Here is a 16,780-nt window from a genome sequence, read left to right on the forward strand (position 1 = left end):
GGTGCGGCAAATCGCGCGGACCCGCAGCGGCGCCCCGCTCGCGGTACGGGCTGGGCTGTAAATCAAAGTTGACACTTTGGCCGGCGCGTTCCTAGTATCGGGGCAGCCATCCGCTTTGCATGACGGGAGGACGATCGTGCCGGCGAAACCTGCCAGGGCGACCGCGGCGATCTACAGCGCCGAGCAACGCGCCCGCCGCGACGCCACGATCTGGACGCCGGTGCAGGGCGTGCTGGCGCCGCTGCAGTTCCTCGCCTTCCTGGTCTCCCTCATGCTGGTCTGCCGCTACCTCGCCACCGGCGCGGGCTACGGCGCGGCGACGGTCTCGATCCTGGTGAAGACCGGGCTGCTCTACGCCATCATGCTGACCGGCGCGATCTGGGAGAAGCGGGTCTTCGGCCAGTACCTCTTCGCGCCGGCCTTCTTCTGGGAGGACGTGTTCAGCTTCGCGGTGATCGCGCTGCACACCGCCTATGTGGTCGCGCTCCTGCAGGCCGCCGGGCCCGGCACGGAGATGGGCCTCGCGCTCGCGGCCTATGCCGCCTACCTCGTCAATGCCGGGCAGTTCCTGCGCAAGCTGCGGCTCGCCCGCCGCGAGGCCGCGCCGTGACCCGGCACGAGCACCCCACCCCCGGCTGCCGCGACGCGCCGGTGCTGCGCGAGCGCGGCCAGCGCGAGGTGTTCTGCGGGCTCACCGGCATCGTCTGGCTGCACCGCAAGATGCCCGACGCCTTCTTTCTCGTGGTCGGCTCGCGCACCTGCGCGCATCTGCTGCAATCGGCGGCGGGGGTGATGATCTTCGCGGAGCCGCGCTTCGCCACCGCTATCCTCGAGGAGACCGACCTCGCCGGCATGGCCGACGCACAGGAGGAACTCGACCGCGTGGTCGCGCGGCTGCTGGCGCGGCGGCCCGACATAAGGCGGCTGTTCCTCGTGGGCTCCTGCCCGTCCGAGGTGATCAAGCTCGATCTCGGCCGCGCCGCCGCGCGGCTGAGCGCGACGCACGGGCCCGCGCTCCGGGTGCTGTCCTATTCCGGCTCGGGCATCGAGACGACCTTCACCCAAGGCGAGGACGCCTGCCTCGCCGCCATGGTGCCCGCCCTGCCCGAGACGCCGGTGCGGCAGCTCATGGTCGCGGGCGCGCTGCCCGACGTGGTCGAGGACCAGATGCGCGGCCTGCTGGACGGGCTCGGCATCGCGCCGCTGGCGCTCCTGCCCGCGCGCCGGGCCGATGCGGCCTGCGCGGTCGGACCCGGCACCGTGGTGGCGCTGGTGCAACCCTTTCTCGGCGACACGCGGGCGGCGCTGGAGCGGCGCGGCGCGCGGGTGATCGACGCGCCCTTCCCCTTCGGCGAGGAGGGCACGACGCTCTGGCTCGCCGCGCTCGCGCGCGAGTTCGGCGTCGCGCCAGAGCGGTTCGAGGCCGTGACCGCCGCGCCGCGCGCCCGCGCCCGCCGCGCGGTGGCGCAGGCGGCCGAGGCGCTGCGGGGCAAGACCATCAGCTTCCTGCCCGACAGCCAGCTGGAGCTGCCGTTGGCGCGGTTTCTCACGCGCGAATGCGGGATGCGCGCGGTCGAGATCGGCACGCCCTACCTGCACCGCGAGATGCTCGGGCCGGAGCTGGACCTGCTTGCCCCGGGCCCAGTGCTCTCGGAGGGGCAGGACGTCGACCGCCAGCTCGACAGGCTGCGCGCGGCGCGGCCCGACCTCACCGTCTGCGGCCTCGGCCTCGCCAACCCGCTCGAGGCGGAGGGGCTCGCCACCAAATGGGCGATCGAGCTGGTCTTCTCGCCGGTGCATTTCTACGAGCAGGCGGGCGACCTCGCCGGTCTCTTCGCGCGCCCGCTGCGCCGCCGCGCCGTGCTTGGGCTGGAGCCCGCGCCATGAAGCTCGCGGTCTGGACCTATGAGGGGCCGCCGCATGTGGGCGCGATGCGGGTCGCCACGGCGATGCAGGGGCTGCACTTCGTGCTGCACGCGCCGCAAGGCGACACCTATGCCGACCTTCTCTTCACCATGATCGAGCGGCGCGGCGCACGGCCGCCCGTCACCTACACCACCTTCCAGGCCCGCGATCTCGGCGCCGACACGGCCGAGCTGTTCCGAAGCGCCTGCCGCGACGCCTACGCGCGCTTCCGCCCCGAGGCGATGATCGTCGGCGCGTCCTGCACCGCCGAGCTGATCCAGGACGACCCCGGCGGCATCGCCCGCGCGCTCGACCTGCCGGTGCCGGTGATCCCGCTCGACCTGCCCTCCTACCAGCGGCGCGAGAATTTCGGCGCGGACGAGACCTTCCTGCAGATCGTCCGGGCATTGGCGCGCGAGGTGCCCAAGGCCGAACGGCCGAGCGTCAACCTGATCGGCCCGACCGCGCTGGGCTTTCGCCACCGCGACGACATCGCCGAGCTGACGCGGCTGATCGGGGAGACGGGCCTTTCGGTGAACGTCGTCGCGCCCTACGGCGCGCGCCCCGCCGATATCGCCCGGCTCGGCGCCGCGCATGGCAACGTGCTGATGTACCCCGAGACCGGCGAGAGCGCCTGCCGCTGGATGGAGAAGCACCTCGGCCTGCCCTACACCAAGACCGTGCCGATCGGCGTCGGCGCGACGCGCGAGTTTCTCACCGAGCTGGCGGAGATGACCGGCTGCGCGGCCCGGCCCGACGAGGGCCGGCTGCGGCTGCCCTGGTACGCGGCCTCGGTCGATTCCACCTACCTGACCGGCAAGCGGGTCTTCGTCTTCGGCGACGGCACCCATGCCATGGCCGCGGCGCGGGTGGCGCGCGACGAGATCGGCTTCGAGGTGGTGGGCCTGGGCTGCTACAACCGCGAGATGGCCCGGCCGCTGCGCGCCATGGCGCGCGACCACGGCCTTTCGCCGCTCGTCACCGACGATCACCTCGAGGTGGAGGAGGCCATCCTCGCCGCCCAGCCCGAGCTGATCCTCGGCACGCAGATGGAGCGCCACGTGGCCAAGCGGCTCGGCATTCCCTGCGCGGTGATCTCGGCGCCGGTGCACGTGCAGGACTTCCCGGCGCGGCACTCGCCGCTGATGGGGTTCGAGGGCGCGAACGTGCTGTTCGACACGCTGGTGCACCCGCTGGCGATGGGGCTCGAGGAGCACCTGCTGGCGATGTTCCGCGAGGACCCGGAGTTCCACGACGCCGCCGGCCCCAGCCATCTCGGCCCCCACGCCGCGCCGCCGGAGGCCGGGCTGCCGCAGGCCACCGGCATCACGTGGCGGCCCGCCGCCGAGGCCGAGCTGCGCAAGGTGCCGTTCTTCGTGCGCGGCAAGGCGCGGCGCAACACCGAGACCTATGCCGGGGAGCGCGGGCTCTCCGAGATCGACGTCGAGACGCTCTACGAGGCCAAGGCCCATTATGCGCGATGAGGTCCAGACCCGGCGCGCCCCCGCGCCCTACCGCGTCGTCCTTCTGACGCTCGACGCCCATGCGGCCGGGCCCTGCGCGCGGGCGGGCGCGCGGCTCGCGCGCGATTTCCCCGGGCTGACGCTCTCGGTCCATGCCGCCGCCGAATGGGGCGAGCAGCCGCAGACGCTCGACGCCGCCCGCGCCGCCATCGCCACGGCCGACATCGTCGTCACGAGCCTTCTGTTCCTCGAGGACCATGTCGAGGCGATCCGCCCGGCGCTCGAGGCGCGGCGCGACGCCTGCGACGCGATGGCGGGGATCGTCTCGGACGCCAAGATCGTGCGGCTGACCCGGATGGGGCGGCTCGACATGTCGGCGCAGGCGAGCCCGGCCATGGCGCTGCTGAAGCGGCTGCGCGGCTCGTCGAAGCCCGGCTCGGATTCCGGCGCCGCGAAGATGCGGATGCTGCGCCGGCTGCCACGCATCCTGCGGATGATCCCCGGCAAGGCGCAGGACCTGCGGGCGTGGTTCCTGACCATGCAGTACTGGCTCGGCTCGTCGGACGACAACATCGAGGCGATGGTGCGCTTTCTCGTCTCGCGTTACGCCGGACGCGCGGACTGGCGCGGCACGCCGGCGCCCGAGCCGGTCGAGTATCCCGAGACCGGGCTCTACCACCCCGCCCTGCCCGACCGCATCGCCGAGAGCGCCGGGCACCTGCCGCGCCACGACGGCGCGCCGACCGTCGGCGTGCTCCTGATGCGTTCCTACGTGCTGGCGCGCGACACCGCGCATTACGACGCGGTGATCGCGGCGTTGGAGGCGCGCGGGCTGAACGTGATCCCGGCCTTCGCCGGCGGGCTCGACGCGCGCCCGGCGATCGACGGCTATTTCCGCGGTGACAAGGGCACGCGGATCGACGCGCTGCTCTCGCTCACCGGTTTCTCGCTGGTCGGCGGCCCGGCCTACAACGACAGCGACGCGGCGGTGGCGGCGCTCAAGTCGCTCGACGTGCCCTATGTCGCGGCGCATCCGCTGGAGTTCCAGACGCTGGCGCAATGGGCGGCCTCCGAGCGCGGGCTCGGACCGGTCGAGACGACGATGCTCGTGGCCCTGCCCGAGATCGACGGCGCGACCACGCCCACCGTCTTTGCTGGGCGGCCCGGCGCGGGGCATGCGGGGCGCGAGATGGCGCCCTGCCCCGAGCGGGTCGAGATGCTGGCCGCGCGGGTGGCGAAGCTGGCGCGGCTGCGCCGCTCGAAGGCCGCCGAGCGGCGGCTGGCGATCGTGCTGCACGGCTTTCCGCCCAATGCCGGCGCCGCCGGCACCGCCGCCTATCTCGACGTCTTCGCCTCGCTGCACCACCTGCTGGGGCGACTGAAGGCCGAGGGCTACGACATCGACCCGCCCGAAAGCGTCGCGGCGCTGCGCGTGGCCATACTCGAAGGCTCGGCCCGGCAATACGGGCAGGAGGCGAACATCGCCGCGCAGGTGCCGGCGGCCGAGATCGTCACCGGCACGCCGTGGCTTTCGGAGATCGAGGCGCAATGGGGCCCTGCGCCGGGGCAACTGCAGAGCGACGGGCGTGGCGTCTTCGTGCTCGGCCGCCAGTTCGGCAAGGTCTTCGTCGGGCTGCAGCCCGCCTTCGGCCACGAGGGCGACCCGATGCGGCTGATGTTCGAACGCAGCTTCGCGCCGACGCACGCCTTCTCGGCCTTCTATCTCTGGCTGCGCGAGACGTTCCGCGCCGACGCGGTGCTGCATTTCGGGATGCATGGCGCGCTCGAATTCATGCCGGGCAAGCAGGCGGGGCTCTCGGGCGCGGACTGGCCCGACCGGCTGATCGGCGATCTGCCGAACGTCTATCTCTACGCTGCCAACAACCCGTCGGAGGCGACGCTGGCCAAGCGCCGCGCCAACGCGGTGACGGTGACGCACCTGACCCCGCCGCTGGCCGCGGCCGGGCTCTACAAGGGGCTCGCGGAGCTGAAGGACAGCCTCGCGCGCTGGCGCGGCTTGGCGGCGGGCGCGCCCGAGCGGGCCGAGCTGGAGGCGCTGATCGCAGAGCAGGCCGAGGCGGTGGATCTCGGCGGCCTCGCGCCGGACGCGCTGTGGCTGCGGCTTCTGGAGACCGAGCAGGCGCTGGTGCCAGAGGGGCTGCACGTGCTGGGTCGGGCGCTCTCGCCGGAGCGGCGCGACGCCTACCTGTCGCATCTTTCGGACCCTGCCGCGCGCGACCGCGCCGCGAGGCTCCTGGCCGAGGATCACGAGACGCCGGGGCTGATGCGCGCGCTCGCGGGCCGCTTCACCCCGCCGGTGCCGGGCGGCGACCTCGTCCGCTCGCCCGAAATCCTGCCGACCGGGCGCAATATCCACGCCTTCGACCCGTTCCGCATGCCCACCGCCTTCGCCTGCCGCGAAGGCGCGCGGCAGGCGCAGCTCCTGCTCGACACCCATGCCAGCCAGTCACACGGCCTGCCGCGCAGCGTGGCGCTGGTGCTCTGGGGGTCCGACAACATCAAGTCCGACGGCGCGCCGCTGGCGCAGGCGCTGGCGCTGATCGGCGCGCGGCCGCGCTTCGACAGCTTCGGACGGCTCTGCGGCGCCGAACTGATCCCGCTCGACGAGCTCGGGCGGCCGCGGATCGACGTGGTGATGACGCTCTCGGGCATCTTCCGCGACCTGCTGCCGCTGCAGACCCGGCTCCTGGCCGAGGCCGCGCTTCTGGCCGCCGAAGCCGACGAGCCGGTGGCGCGGAATTTCGTCCGCGCCCACGCGCTGGCGACAGTGAAGGCGACGGGCTGCACGCTGGCGGAGGCGGCGCTGCGGGTCTTCTCCAACGCCGAAGGGTCCTACGGGGCCAACGTCAACCTGATGGTCGACGGCGCGGCCTTCGGCGCCGAGGACGAGCTGGCCGACGCCTACGAGGCGCGCAAGAGCTTCGCCTACGGCCCGGACGGCCGCGCCCGGGCCCGGCCCGCCCTGCTGACGCGGGCGCTGAAGGAGGTGGAACTCGCCTACCAGAACCTCGAGTCGATCGAGCTGGGCGTCACCACGGTCGACCACTACTTCGACACGCTGGGCGGCATTTCCCGCGCGATCCGCCGCGCCCGCGGCGGCGCGGCGGCGGCGGTCTACATCTCGGACACCACGCGCGGCAGCGGCCGCATCAGGACGCTGGCGGACCAGGTGGCGCTGGAGACCCGCTCGCGTGCGCTCAACCCGCGCTTCCACGAAGCGCTGCTCGACCACGGCGCCGAGGGCGTGCGGCAGATCGAGGCGCATGTGACCAACACCTTCGGCTGGTCGGCCACCACCGGCCAGGTGGACCCTTGGGTCTACCAGCGCCTGTCGGAGACCTTCGTGCTCGACGACGCGATGCGCGCCCGCATGGCCGAGCTGAACCCGGCCGCCTCGCACCGCATGGCGAGCCGCCTGATCGAGGCCTCCGACCGCGCCTACTGGCAGCCCGACGCCGCAACGCTCGACGCGCTGCGGGACGCCGCCGACACGCTCGAGGACCGGATGGAAGGGGTGGCCGCCGAATGACCCATGGGAGAGAGACATGAGCCCGAAGGACGACATCCCCGACCTGCGCGGCGGCGACGGCGAGGGGTCGGTGCAGGTGCATCAGGATCCGTCGCAGCGGATCGACGGCGCCAAGGTCTTCTCGATCTACGGCAAGGGCGGGATCGGCAAGTCGACCACCTCCTCGAACCTCTCGGCCGCCTTCGCCACGCTCGGGCGAAGGGTGCTGCAGATCGGCTGCGACCCCAAGCATGACAGCACCTTCACCCTGACCGGGTCTCTGGTGCCGACGGTGATCGACATCCTGAAGGAGGTCGAGTTCCACGCCGAGGAGCTGCGCCCCGAGGACTACGTCTTCGAGGGCTGGGGCGGCGTGCGCTGCGTCGAGGCGGGCGGCCCGCCCGCTGGCACCGGCTGCGGCGGCTACGTGGTCGGGCAGACGGTGAAGCTCTTGAAGCAGCACCACCTGCTCGACGACACCGACGTGGTGATCTTCGACGTGCTGGGCGACGTGGTCTGCGGCGGCTTCGCCGCGCCATTGATGCATGCCGACCGGGCGGTGATCGTCACCGCCAACGATTTCGACTCGATCTACGCGATGAACCGGATCATCGCCGCGGTCGAGGCCAAGTCGCGCAACTACAAGGTCCGGCTGGCGGGCTGCATCGCCAACCGCTCGCGCGAGACCGACGAGATCGACCGCTACTGCGACCGGGTCGGCTTCCGCCGCCTGTCGCACCTGCCCGATCTCGACGCGATCCGCCGCTCGCGGCTGAAGAAGCGCACGCTGTTCGAAATGGAGGACGAGCCCGACATCGTCGCGGCGCGGGCCGAGTATGTCCGCCTCGCCGAGGCGCTCTGGGCCGGGACGGAGCCGCTCGCCCCCGCGCCGATGGCCGATCGCGACATCTTCGAACTGCTGGGCTTCGACTGATGGCCGGCACGCCGACATATCCCGCCGGGGCCCTGCCCCTCGACGCCCCGCCAGAGGCGCCGGGCTACGCCCGGACCCGCGCCCGCGTGCACGACTATTTCGACCGCAGCGCCACCCGCACATGGGAGCGGCTGACCTCGGACGCGCCGGTGAGCCGGATCCGGCAGACCGTGCGCTCGGGCCGCGACGCGATGCGCGCGGCGCTGCTGGCGCAGATGCCCGACGACCTGACCGGCGCGCGGGTGCTCGACGCCGGCTGCGGCGCCGGGCCCTTTACGGTCGAGCTGGCCCGGCGCGGCGCGGAGGTGGTGGCCTGCGACCTGTCGCCCGAGCTTCTGAAGATCGCCGCCGCGCGGCTGCCGGAGGCGTGCGCCGGGCGGGTCCGCTTCGTTGCGGGCGACATGCTCGACCCCGGTCTCGGCCGCTTCGACCACGTCGTGGCGATGGACAGCCTGATCTACTACCGCGAGGACGACCTCGCCCGCGCGCTGTCGGGGCTCTCGCGCCGCGCCGGGCAGGTGCTCTTCACCGTCGCGCCGCGCACGCCGCTCCTGATGGCGATGTGGCAGCTCGGGCAGCTGTTCCCGCGCGCCGACCGGGCGCCGCTGATGGTGCCGCATACCCCGGCCCGGCTCGCCGCCGCGCTGCGCTTCGCCGACCGCCCGGCGCGGCTGCGCGTGCATGACCGCGTCAATTCGGGCTTCTACATCAGCCAGGCGCTGGAGGTGGGCCGATGACCGCCCGGCGCCGCATGCGGCTGGCGGCGCGCTGGCTGCCCTTCGCGGATGCCGCGAGCGACGGACTGCCGCTGGGCCAGCTCTTGCGGCTGTCGCTGTTCCAGGTCTCGGCCGGGATGGCGACGGTGATGCTGCTCGGCACGCTGAACCGGGTGATGATCGTCGAGCTGGGCATCGCGGCCTTCCTCGTCGCGGCGATGGTGGCGCTGCCGGTGCTGATCGCGCCGTTCCGGGCGCTGATGGGCTTTCGGTCGGACACCTATCGCAGCGCGATCGGCTGGAAGCGCATCCCCTATCTCTGGTTCGGCTCGCTGTGGCAGATGGGCGGTCTGGCCCTGATGCCCTTCGCGCTTTTGGTGCTGGGCGGCGACACGGTGCACGACGTGCCCTTCGCCGGCGAGGTGCTGGCGGCGCTGGCCTTCCTGATGACCGGCCTCGGGCTGCACATGACCCAGACCGCCGGGCTGGCGCTGGCCTCGGACCGCGCGACGCCCGAGACCCGGCCGCGCGTCGTGGCGCTGCTCTACGTGATGTTCCTTGCCGGCATGGCGGTCTCGGCGCTGCTGATCGGCGGGCTTCTGGCCGAGTTCTCGCCGCTGCGGCTGATCCGCGTCGTGCAGGGCGCGGCGCTGGCGACGCTGGCGCTGAACCTCGTGGCGCTGTGGAAGCAAGAGCGCGTCCGCCCGATGAGCGCGGCCGAGCGCGCCGCGCCACGGCCGCGCTTTGCCGACGCCTGGGCCGACCTGCTGGCCGGCGGCCAGGCCGGGCGGCTTCTGGCGGTGGTGTTCCTCGGCACCATGGCCTTCAACATGCAGGACGTGCTGCTCGAACCCTATGGCGGCGAGATCCTCGGCCTGCCGGTCGCCGCCACCACGGCGCTGACCGCGCTCTGGGCCGGCGGCGCGCTGGCGGGCTTCGCGCTGGCCGCAAGGCGGCTCGGGCGCGGCACCGACCCGCTCAGGCTGGCCGCCGGCGGGCTTCTGGCGGGCATCGGGGGCTTTTCGCTGGTGATCTTCTCGGCGCCGATGGCCTCGCCGCCGCTGTTCTTCGCCGGGGCCGCGGTCATCGGCTTCGGCGCCGGGCTGTTTGCCGTGGCGATGCTCTCGGCCGCGATGGCGATGCCCGCCGCCGGTCAGGCCGGGCGGGGGCTGGCGCTGGGCGCCTGGGGCGCGGCGCAGGCCAGTGCCGCGGGGCTCGCCATCGCGCTGGGCGGGGGCTTGCGCGACTGGGCCGGGGCGATGGCGCTCTCGGGCCGCTTCGGCCCCGTGCTCGACGATCCCGCCACCGGCTACAGCGTCGTCTACCACGCCGAGATCGGCCTTCTCTTCCTCACCCTCGCGGTGCTCGGGCCACTGGTCCGCAGCATCGCGCTCGACACGCCCGGGCCGCGCCTCGGGCTGGCCGAGTTCCCGACCTGACCGCGCGCGTCGCCCCCGCCCGCTTCGCAAAGGAGCCAGACCATGACGGAACCCTTCTTCGGCAACACCGACCTCGCCGAGCTCTGCCTCTGGCTGTTCCTGATCTTCTTCATCGGGCTGGTGGTCTACCTGCAGCGCGAGAACATGCGCGAGGGCTACCCGCTCGAGAACGACGACGGCACCAAGTCCTCGAACGAGGGGGTCTTCCCGATCCCCGACAGCAAGACCTTCATCCTGCCGCATGGCCGCGGCCCGCGCACCGTGCCCGACGACATCGCCGAGCGGAGCGAGCTGCCGCTGGCGCGCACCGCGGTGTCGCAGGGCTTCCCGATGGAGCCGGTGGGCGACCCTCTGACGGGCGGCGTCGGCCCCGCCAGCTGGGCGCCGCGCCGCGACGTGCCGGAACTCGACGGCACGGGCCACCCGAAGATCGTGCCGATGGCGGCGGCCGAGGGCTTCTTCGTCTCGGCCGGGCGCGACCCGCGCGGCCTGCCGGTGGTCTCGGGCGACAATGTCGAGGTGGGCCGGGTCACGGATCTCTGGATCGACGAGCCCGAGCAGGAGGTGCGCTACCTCGAATACGAGCTTTCGCCCGAGTTCGGCGAAGGCGCGCGGCTGGTGCCGATCCAGCTGGTCCGGCTCTGGGGCCGCAGGGCGCGGGTGCGCACGCTCTACGCGCACCAGTTCGCTTCGGTGCCGACCATCGCCTCGCACAGCCAGATCACGCTGCTCGAGGAGGACAAGGTCTCGGCCTACTACGCCGGCGGCATCCTCTACGCCACGCCCGCGCGGCTGGCGCCGCAGCTCGGATGAGGGGGGTTCGACATGAGCCATGACGATTTCGCGCATGAGCCGATCCCCGGCCTGCCCGAGCGGCCGCCGAACGGCGAGCACATCCTGTGGCAGGGCCGGCCCGGCACATGGGCGCTGGCGCGCGAGGCGCTGGCGCTGCACTGGGTGGCGGGCTGGTTCGTGCTGCTCTTCGGCTGGCGCTTCGCCACGCTCGTCGACCTGCAGGGCCCGGTCGAGGCGGCGCGCCTCGCCTCGCCCTTCCTGATCCTCGGCGGCGCGGTCTGCGCGCTGCTGCTGGCGATCGCATGGGTGCAGGCGCGCGCCACGCTCTACACGATCACCACCGCGCGGGTGGCGATGCGGATCGGCGCGGCGCTCACCGTGACCTTCAACCTGCCCTACGCGCAGCTCGCCTCCGCCGACCTGCAGCTGCGCCGGGACGGCCACGGCACCATTGCGCTCGAGATGTCCGGGCCGACCCGGCTAGGCTACCTGATCTGCTGGCCGCATGTCCGGCCCTGGCACCTGCGCCACCCCAAGCCGGCGCTGCGCTGCATCCCCGACGCGGCGCGGGTGGCGCGGCTTCTGTCCGACGCGGCGCAGGCGCGGCTGACGCGGCCGCGGCTCGGCCGCACCGCGCCGGGCCCGGCGCTGGCGGCGGAGTGAGCGCGATGGACCGGATCGCCGCCTACTCCGCGCACCCCGCCCGGCCCGACCGCGAGATGATCCCGCGGGCGCTGACCCGCGCGATGCTGGCGCTGGTGCTGACCGTGCTGGCGCTGGTGAGCCTCAGCGTCTGGTCGGGCCGCGCGCCGGAATACGCCCCCGCGCCCGAGGGCATCGCCGCGAGCCGGGTGCTGCTTCTGTCGGGCGACATGACGGGCGCGGCCACGGTGCGCGACGCCGGGGGCCGGCTGATCGCCGATCTTTCGCCCGAGGAGGGCGGCTTCGTCTCCGGCGTCTGGCGGGTGCTGCAGCGCCAGCGGGCGCTGCACCGGGTGCCGCCCGACGGGCCGGTGAGCCTGATGCGCGACACCGCCGGGCGGCTGAGCCTTCTCGACCCCTCGACCGGATGGCGCGCCGAGCTGATGGGCTTCGGCGCCGACAACGCCCGGGCCTTCGCCCGGCTTCTGGACCATGAATAGGAGATCGCCATGGGATTCCTGACACGCGAGACCGAGCGCGCGCCCTGCACGGTCGAGATCTCGCACCGCTTCGACAGCCTGCACGCGCATCTGCGCTTCGACAACGGCGCCGTGGTGCATCCCGGCGACGAGGTGCAGGTGCAGGGCCCCGAGATCATGGCGCCCTTCGGCGCCGTCGTCACCGAGCAGCGCGAGGCGATCATCCGCCGCGCCAGCACGCTCGAGCGGCTCTGGACCCGGATGACCGGCGACATCGAGGTGATGGAGCTGTGCGAGTTCTCGTTCTCCGAGGAGGCCAGACTATGAACATGCATTCCGCCGACGCCGCCACCGTCGAGGAGGCGCTCGCCGCGCAGGCGGTGCACGACACCGCCAGCGCCACCGAGGCCGCGATGCAGAACACCCTGCTGACGCCGCGCTTCTACACCACCGATTTCGACGCGCTCGACGCGATCGACGTGAGCCCGATCCGCGACGAGTGGGACGCGCTGATCGCCCGGATGACCGCCGACCCGAACAAGGGACACTTCAAGAAGAACGAGGACTGGGACCATGTCGACTGGGACGGCATGGAGCCTGAACTTCGCAAGGAGTTCATCGACTTCCTCATTTCGTCCTGCACCGCCGAGTTCTCGGGCTGCGTGCTCTACAAGGAGATGAAGCGCCGCGGCAGGAACCGCGACATCACCGGGCTGTTCCAGCTGATGGCGCGCGACGAGGCGCGGCATGCGGGCTTCATCAACGACGCGCTGCGCGAGGCCGGCGTGGCGGTGAATCTCGGCTTCCTGACCCAGAAGAAGAAATACACATTCTTCCGGCCCAAGTTCATCTACTACGCCACCTACCTGTCGGAGAAGATCGGCTACGCCCGCTACATCACCATCTACCGGCATCTCGAGGCGCATCCCGAGCATCGGTTCCACCCGATCTTCAAGTGGTTCAGGGAGTGGTGCAACGACGAGTTCAACCACGGCGAGGCCTTCGCGCTCCTGATGCGCACCGACCCGAAGCTGACCTCTGGCGTCAACGTGCTGTGGATCAAGTTCTTCCTGACGGCGGTCTTCGCGACGATGTGGATCCGCGACCACCAGCGCCCGGCCTTCCACGCGGCGCTCGGCGTCGATCCGGCCGAGTATGGCGAGGAGGTGTTCCGCAAGACCTCAGAGATCTCGCGGCAGGTCTTCCCGATCACGCTCGACATCGACAGCCCGCGCTGGGCCCGTGGCCTCGAGCGGCTGCAGCGCGCCAATGCCGACCTCGCCGGTCTCGCGGGCGCGACCGGCCCCGGCGCGGCGCTGCGGCGCTTCGGCGCGCGGGCGCGGGCGGCGGCGCATTTCCTCGGGCTCATGACGATCCCGGCGCGGCGCAACGCGGTGCCGCGCTCCTCGCGGCTCGAGCCGGCCTACTGATGCCGGGCCCCGGCCCCGCCACCGCCGCCTTGCTGGCGCTGTTCCTGTGGTGGTTCTCCACCGGGGCGATCCTGCTCGCGGTGCGGCGGGCCGAGCGGCACGGGGCGCGCGGGCGGTGGCTCGCGGCCTCGGGCGGGCTGCCGCTTCTGGGGCTCGGGGCCTGGGGCCTCGCGGCGAGCCTCGGGCGCGCCGACCCGACCGGCGTGCTGGTGGCCTTCGTCTCGGCCGTCGCGGTCTGGGGCTGGATCGAGCTGGCCTTCCTGACCGGGCTCGTCACCGGCCCCAACCGCCGCCCCTGCCCGCCCGGCCTGCCGGGATGGGAGCGGTTCCTGCGGGGCTGGGGCACGGTGGCGCATCACGACATGGCGCTGACCGCGGCGCTGCTGCTGGTCGGCTGGGCCGCCATGGGCGCGGCCAACCCCTTCGGCTTCTGGACCTTCGCGGTGCTCTACGCCGCCCGCATCTCGGCCCAGCTCAACCTGTTTCTCGGCGTGCCACGGGTCAATCTCGAGTTCCTGCCCGCCGGGCTCGGCCATCTCGCCAGCCATTTCCGCATCGCGGGGTGGAGCTGGCTCTTCCCGGTCTCGGTGACCGGCCTGGGCCTTGCGACGGGATGCTGGCTGGAGCGGCTGATGGCCGCCGGCACGCCCGGCGCGGCCACCGGGTTTTCGCTGCTCGCGGCCATCACCGCGCTCGCGCTCGTCGAGCACTGGCTGATGGTCCTGCCCCTGCCCGACGCCAAGCTCTGGCGCTGGATGCTGCCCGACCCGCCCGCGCGGCGGCCCGACCCGAGGGAGAGACCGCATGAACTTTGACGCCATCTTCGACGCCCAACTGCAGGCGCTCAGGGACGAGGGCAACTACCGGGTCTTCGCCGAGCTGGAGCGCCGCTGCGGCGCCTTTCCGGCGGCGCGCTCCTACATCGCGGACGGGCCCGACGAGGTCACGGTCTGGTGCTCGAACGACTATCTCGGCATGGGCCAGCACCCGCAGGTGATCGCGGCGATGAAGGCCGCGATCGACGATTGCGGCGCAGGCGCGGGCGGGACGCGCAACATCTCGGGCACCAACCACCATCACCTGCTGCTCGAGGCCGAGATCGCCGATCTGCACGGCAAGGAGGCGGCGCTGCTGTTCACGAGCGGCTACGTCTCGAACTGGGCGGCGCTGTCGACGCTGGGGGCGCGGCTTCCGGGCGCGGTGATCCTGTCGGACGCGATGAACCATGCCAGCATGATCGAGGGCATCCGGCATTCGCGCGCGCGAAAGGTGATCTGGCGGCACAACGACCCCGAGGATCTCGACCGCCGCCTGTCCGAACTGCCGCCCGAGGCGCCGAAGATCGTCGCCTTCGAGAGCGTCTACTCGATGGATGGCGACATCTGCCCGATGGCCGAGATCGTCGAGGTGGCCGAGGCGCATGGCGCGATGACCTATCTCGACGAGGTGCACGCGGTCGGGCTCTACGGCCCGCGCGGCGGCGGCATCTCCGAGCGCGAGGGGCTGGCGCGGCGCATCACGCTGATCGAGGGCACGCTGGGCAAGGCCTATGGCGTGGTCGGCGGCTACATCTCGGGCTCGGCGGCGCTGTGCGACTTCGTGCGCTCCTTCGCGAGCGGCTTCATCTTCACCACCGCGCTGCCGCCGGCCGTGGCCGCCGCCGCGCGGGTCTCGATCGCGCATCTCAAGCGCTCGGGGCTGGAGCGGGCGCGGCAGCGCGCGGCGGTGCGGCGGCTGCGCGCGGGGCTCGACGCGCATGGCATCCCGCATCTCGACAACGACAGCCACATCGTGCCGGTGATGATCAAGGACCCGGTGAAGTGCCGGATGCTGGCCGACATCCTGATGCGCGACTGGGGCATCTACGTGCAGCCGATCAACTACCCGACCGTGCCGAAGGGCACCGAGCGGCTGCGCTTCACCCCCTCGCCGCTGCATGGGCCCGCCGAGATCGACCGCCTGGTCGAGGCGCTGAACGCGCTGTGGCGGCAATGCGCGCTGTCGCGGGCGGTGGCCTGAGGCAACTCCTGCGCCCCCCCCTTTCCACGTCATGGCCCGGCCGGGATCGTCCGGCCGGGCGGTTCGTGGAACGCGATCTGGCGGCGATGCGCCCGGTGTGGGGCGGTGGCCCGGGACGGGACCGGCGCTACTGCGCCGGCTCCGCCTCTTCCCCGGACGCTTCTTCCTCGGCGGCCTCGTCTTCGATCGCCGCATCTTCAGCCGCCGCATCCTCGGCCGGGGGTGCGTCTGCCGGCGCCGCCTCCTCGTCCCCGACCTCGTCCGCGGGCACGGGCTCGTCCTCTGCCGCCGCGTCCTCCGCCGGTGCCTCCGCCTCCATGGCCGCCTCGTAGACCGGCGCGCCGGTGGTGGCGAGTTCGGGGTAGTCGGCGATCACGTTCAGGCCCTGCAGCGGCTGCTGGTAGCCCTTGTGGCAGGTCAGGCAGGCGACCTTCGGCGCATCGGCATGCAGCGGGCCCAGCCGCTCGGGCGGGTAGAGGTCGCCCAGCGGCACGAGGTACTCGGTGTTCAGCTCCAGCGCCATGATGATGCCGAGCGAGGCGGTCGCCCATTGCGGCGTCACCTGCGCGGGGTCGTAGAAGGCGCGGGAGTTGTGGCAGAACAGGCAGTTCACCCCGAGCGAATTGTCGATGTAGTTCATCAGAGAGTAGGTCCGCTCGGTCTGCTGGATCAGCGGATCTCCGGGCAGGTTCTCGACCCGCGACGAGAGGTCGTGCACGGCGATGATCTCGCCCTCGAGCAGGTATTTCTCGAGCGCGTCCGAGGGCAGCGAGGTCGACTGGCTGACCTCGGTGGCGCGGTTCTGCACCGCCGCCCAGCCGCTCGCCGCCTCGACCGTGGGGGTCGAGAGGAACCATGTGCCCGAGGGCACCGGCTCGCCGCGATGGCAGGTGAGGCAGGTGACGCCGACCTGCTTGTTGGCGTTGACATGGGCATCCCAGCTTTCGTTGATGTGCCGGGTCATCTGCAGCATCCGCCGCGCCACGACCTTGGTGTAGAGGTTGTCCTCGCCGTAGGTCTCGACCCCGCCATCGCCGTGGCAGTAGGCGCAGCCCTGCTCCGGCGCGACCCAGTCGGTGATCGCGGTCATCACCCGCAGGAAGTTGGCCTCCGTCAGGTCGTCGAGCACCAGCACGTTCTCGTAGACCTCGCCGGCCAGCGGCTCGCCCGGCTCGGGGATGAAGGGCGGGTTGTCGTAGACCAGCGCGCGGTCGGGGTCGGGCACGGCGAGCTGGCGCTGGAACTCGGTCACCGACATGCCAGTGCCGCGCGGCCCGGTCTGCAGGCTCTGGGTCGGGTACGGCCAGCCCCATGTGAGCAGCATCGCCGTGACGAAGATCGCGCCGCCGACCACGCCGACGGCGATGCCGGGGCGGTAGATGTCGGTGGGGTTGGACCGGTTCCAGTCCATGAACCACTTGGGAAACAT

The 16,780-nt window shown here is 72.3% G+C and carries 14 protein-coding genes and 1 pseudogene; 14 read left to right on the forward strand and 1 reads right to left on the reverse strand.

Annotation, left to right across the window (positions count from 1 at the left end):
• The first annotated feature begins 133 nt into the window (after nt 1-133).
• Genes bchF through hemA form a run of 14 tightly spaced genes read left to right on the forward strand, consistent with a single transcriptional unit; the run spans nt 134 to nt 15,351 of the window.
• On the forward strand, nt 134-610 hold the full coding sequence (gene bchF, locus BLT43_RS03460; RefSeq protein WP_090110257.1) for a 2-vinyl bacteriochlorophyllide hydratase: 477 nt from the start codon (nt 134-136) through the stop codon (nt 608-610).
• Nucleotides 607-1,887, forward strand: coding sequence for a ferredoxin:protochlorophyllide reductase (ATP-dependent) subunit N (locus BLT43_RS03465; protein ID WP_090110077.1), 1,281 nt, complete (start codon nt 607-609; stop codon nt 1,885-1,887). The genes bchF and BLT43_RS03465 overlap by 4 nt, the downstream gene beginning before the upstream one ends.
• Entirely contained in the window at nt 1,884-3,389 is a 1,506-nt protein-coding gene (gene bchB, locus BLT43_RS03470; protein WP_090110079.1) for a ferredoxin:protochlorophyllide reductase (ATP-dependent) subunit B, read from the forward strand. Before BLT43_RS03465 ends, bchB begins: the two co-directional genes overlap by 4 nt.
• Nucleotides 3,379-6,918 (forward strand): magnesium chelatase subunit H, encoded by a 3,540-nt coding sequence (locus BLT43_RS03475; protein WP_090110081.1) that lies wholly within the window; start codon nt 3,379-3,381, stop codon nt 6,916-6,918. Before bchB ends, BLT43_RS03475 begins: the two co-directional genes overlap by 11 nt.
• A gap of 16 nt (nt 6,919-6,934) precedes the next feature.
• Complete coding sequence (gene bchL, locus BLT43_RS03480) at nt 6,935-7,831, forward strand: ferredoxin:protochlorophyllide reductase (ATP-dependent) iron-sulfur ATP-binding protein (protein ID WP_090110083.1); 897 nt, start codon at nt 6,935-6,937, stop codon at nt 7,829-7,831.
• The gene (gene bchM / locus BLT43_RS03485) at nt 7,831-8,568 is read left to right on the forward strand and encodes a magnesium protoporphyrin IX methyltransferase (RefSeq protein WP_090110085.1); all 738 of its coding nucleotides are present in this window, start codon (nt 7,831-7,833) and stop codon (nt 8,566-8,568) included. The genes bchL and bchM overlap by 1 nt, the downstream gene beginning before the upstream one ends.
• Nucleotides 8,565-9,986 (forward strand): MFS transporter, encoded by a 1,422-nt coding sequence (locus BLT43_RS03490; protein WP_165612530.1) that lies wholly within the window; start codon nt 8,565-8,567, stop codon nt 9,984-9,986. The genes bchM and BLT43_RS03490 overlap by 4 nt, the downstream gene beginning before the upstream one ends.
• 42 nt (nt 9,987-10,028) lie before the next feature.
• Nucleotides 10,029-10,799: a photosynthetic reaction center subunit H gene (puhA, locus tag BLT43_RS03495; RefSeq protein WP_090110087.1), complete on the forward strand. Its 771-nt coding sequence runs from the start codon at nt 10,029-10,031 to the stop codon at nt 10,797-10,799.
• A 12-nt stretch (nt 10,800-10,811) separates the two neighbouring features.
• Nucleotides 10,812-11,444 carry a photosynthetic complex putative assembly protein PuhB gene (puhB, locus tag BLT43_RS03500; RefSeq protein ID WP_090110089.1) on the forward strand — a complete coding sequence of 211 codons (633 nt, stop codon included), beginning with the start codon at nt 10,812-10,814 and terminating at the stop codon, nt 11,442-11,444.
• 5 nt (nt 11,445-11,449) lie between these two features.
• Nucleotides 11,450-11,923, forward strand: a complete 474-nt coding sequence (gene puhC / locus BLT43_RS03505) for a photosynthetic complex assembly protein PuhC (RefSeq protein ID WP_090110090.1) — start codon at nt 11,450-11,452, stop codon at nt 11,921-11,923.
• Between the two features lie 9 nt (nt 11,924-11,932).
• Nucleotides 11,933-12,229, forward strand: a complete 297-nt coding sequence (locus tag BLT43_RS03510) for a hypothetical protein (protein ID WP_090110092.1) — start codon at nt 11,933-11,935, stop codon at nt 12,227-12,229.
• Entirely contained in the window at nt 12,226-13,332 is a 1,107-nt protein-coding gene (gene acsF, locus BLT43_RS03515; protein ID WP_090110094.1) for a magnesium-protoporphyrin IX monomethyl ester (oxidative) cyclase, read from the forward strand. The genes BLT43_RS03510 and acsF overlap by 4 nt, the downstream gene beginning before the upstream one ends.
• Complete coding sequence (puhE, locus tag BLT43_RS03520; RefSeq protein ID WP_090110096.1) at nt 13,332-14,147, forward strand: putative photosynthetic complex assembly protein PuhE; 816 nt, start codon at nt 13,332-13,334, stop codon at nt 14,145-14,147. Before acsF ends, puhE begins: the two co-directional genes overlap by 1 nt.
• Nucleotides 14,137-15,351 (forward strand): 5-aminolevulinate synthase, encoded by a 1,215-nt coding sequence (hemA, locus tag BLT43_RS03525; RefSeq protein WP_090110098.1) that lies wholly within the window; start codon nt 14,137-14,139, stop codon nt 15,349-15,351. The genes puhE and hemA overlap by 11 nt, the downstream gene beginning before the upstream one ends.
• Before the next feature lie 325 nt (nt 15,352-15,676).
• Here hemA and pufC read toward each other — a convergent pair.
• Nucleotides 15,677-16,780 (reverse strand): annotated as a pseudogene (pufC, locus tag BLT43_RS03530) (photosynthetic reaction center cytochrome PufC); the annotation flags it as partial.

Origin of the sequence: Limimaricola pyoseonensis (assembly GCF_900102015.1) — a bacterium.
GTDB lineage: Bacteria > Pseudomonadota > Alphaproteobacteria > Rhodobacterales > Rhodobacteraceae > Limimaricola > Limimaricola pyoseonensis.

Coding starts and splice junctions, on each gene's coding strand:
- BLT43_RS03510 (WP_090110092.1), top strand. CDS start 11,933: ATGGGATTCCTGACACGCGAGACCGAGCGCGCGCCCTGCACGGTCGAG.
- puhC (WP_090110090.1), top strand. CDS start 11,450: ATGGACCGGATCGCCGCCTACTCCGCGCACCCCGCCCGGCCCGACCGC.
- bchM (WP_090110085.1), top strand. CDS start 7,831: ATGGCCGGCACGCCGACATATCCCGCCGGGGCCCTGCCCCTCGACGCC.
- acsF (WP_090110094.1), top strand. CDS start 12,226: ATGAACATGCATTCCGCCGACGCCGCCACCGTCGAGGAGGCGCTCGCC.
- BLT43_RS03490 (WP_165612530.1), top strand. CDS start 8,565: ATGACCGCCCGGCGCCGCATGCGGCTGGCGGCGCGCTGGCTGCCCTTC.
- bchL (WP_090110083.1), top strand. CDS start 6,935: ATGAGCCCGAAGGACGACATCCCCGACCTGCGCGGCGGCGACGGCGAG.
- puhB (WP_090110089.1), top strand. CDS start 10,812: ATGAGCCATGACGATTTCGCGCATGAGCCGATCCCCGGCCTGCCCGAG.
- BLT43_RS03475 (WP_090110081.1), top strand. CDS start 3,379: ATGCGCGATGAGGTCCAGACCCGGCGCGCCCCCGCGCCCTACCGCGTC.
- puhE (WP_090110096.1), top strand. CDS start 13,332: ATGCCGGGCCCCGGCCCCGCCACCGCCGCCTTGCTGGCGCTGTTCCTG.
- hemA (WP_090110098.1), top strand. CDS start 14,137: ATGAACTTTGACGCCATCTTCGACGCCCAACTGCAGGCGCTCAGGGAC.
- puhA (WP_090110087.1), top strand. CDS start 10,029: ATGACGGAACCCTTCTTCGGCAACACCGACCTCGCCGAGCTCTGCCTC.
- bchB (WP_090110079.1), top strand. CDS start 1,884: ATGAAGCTCGCGGTCTGGACCTATGAGGGGCCGCCGCATGTGGGCGCG.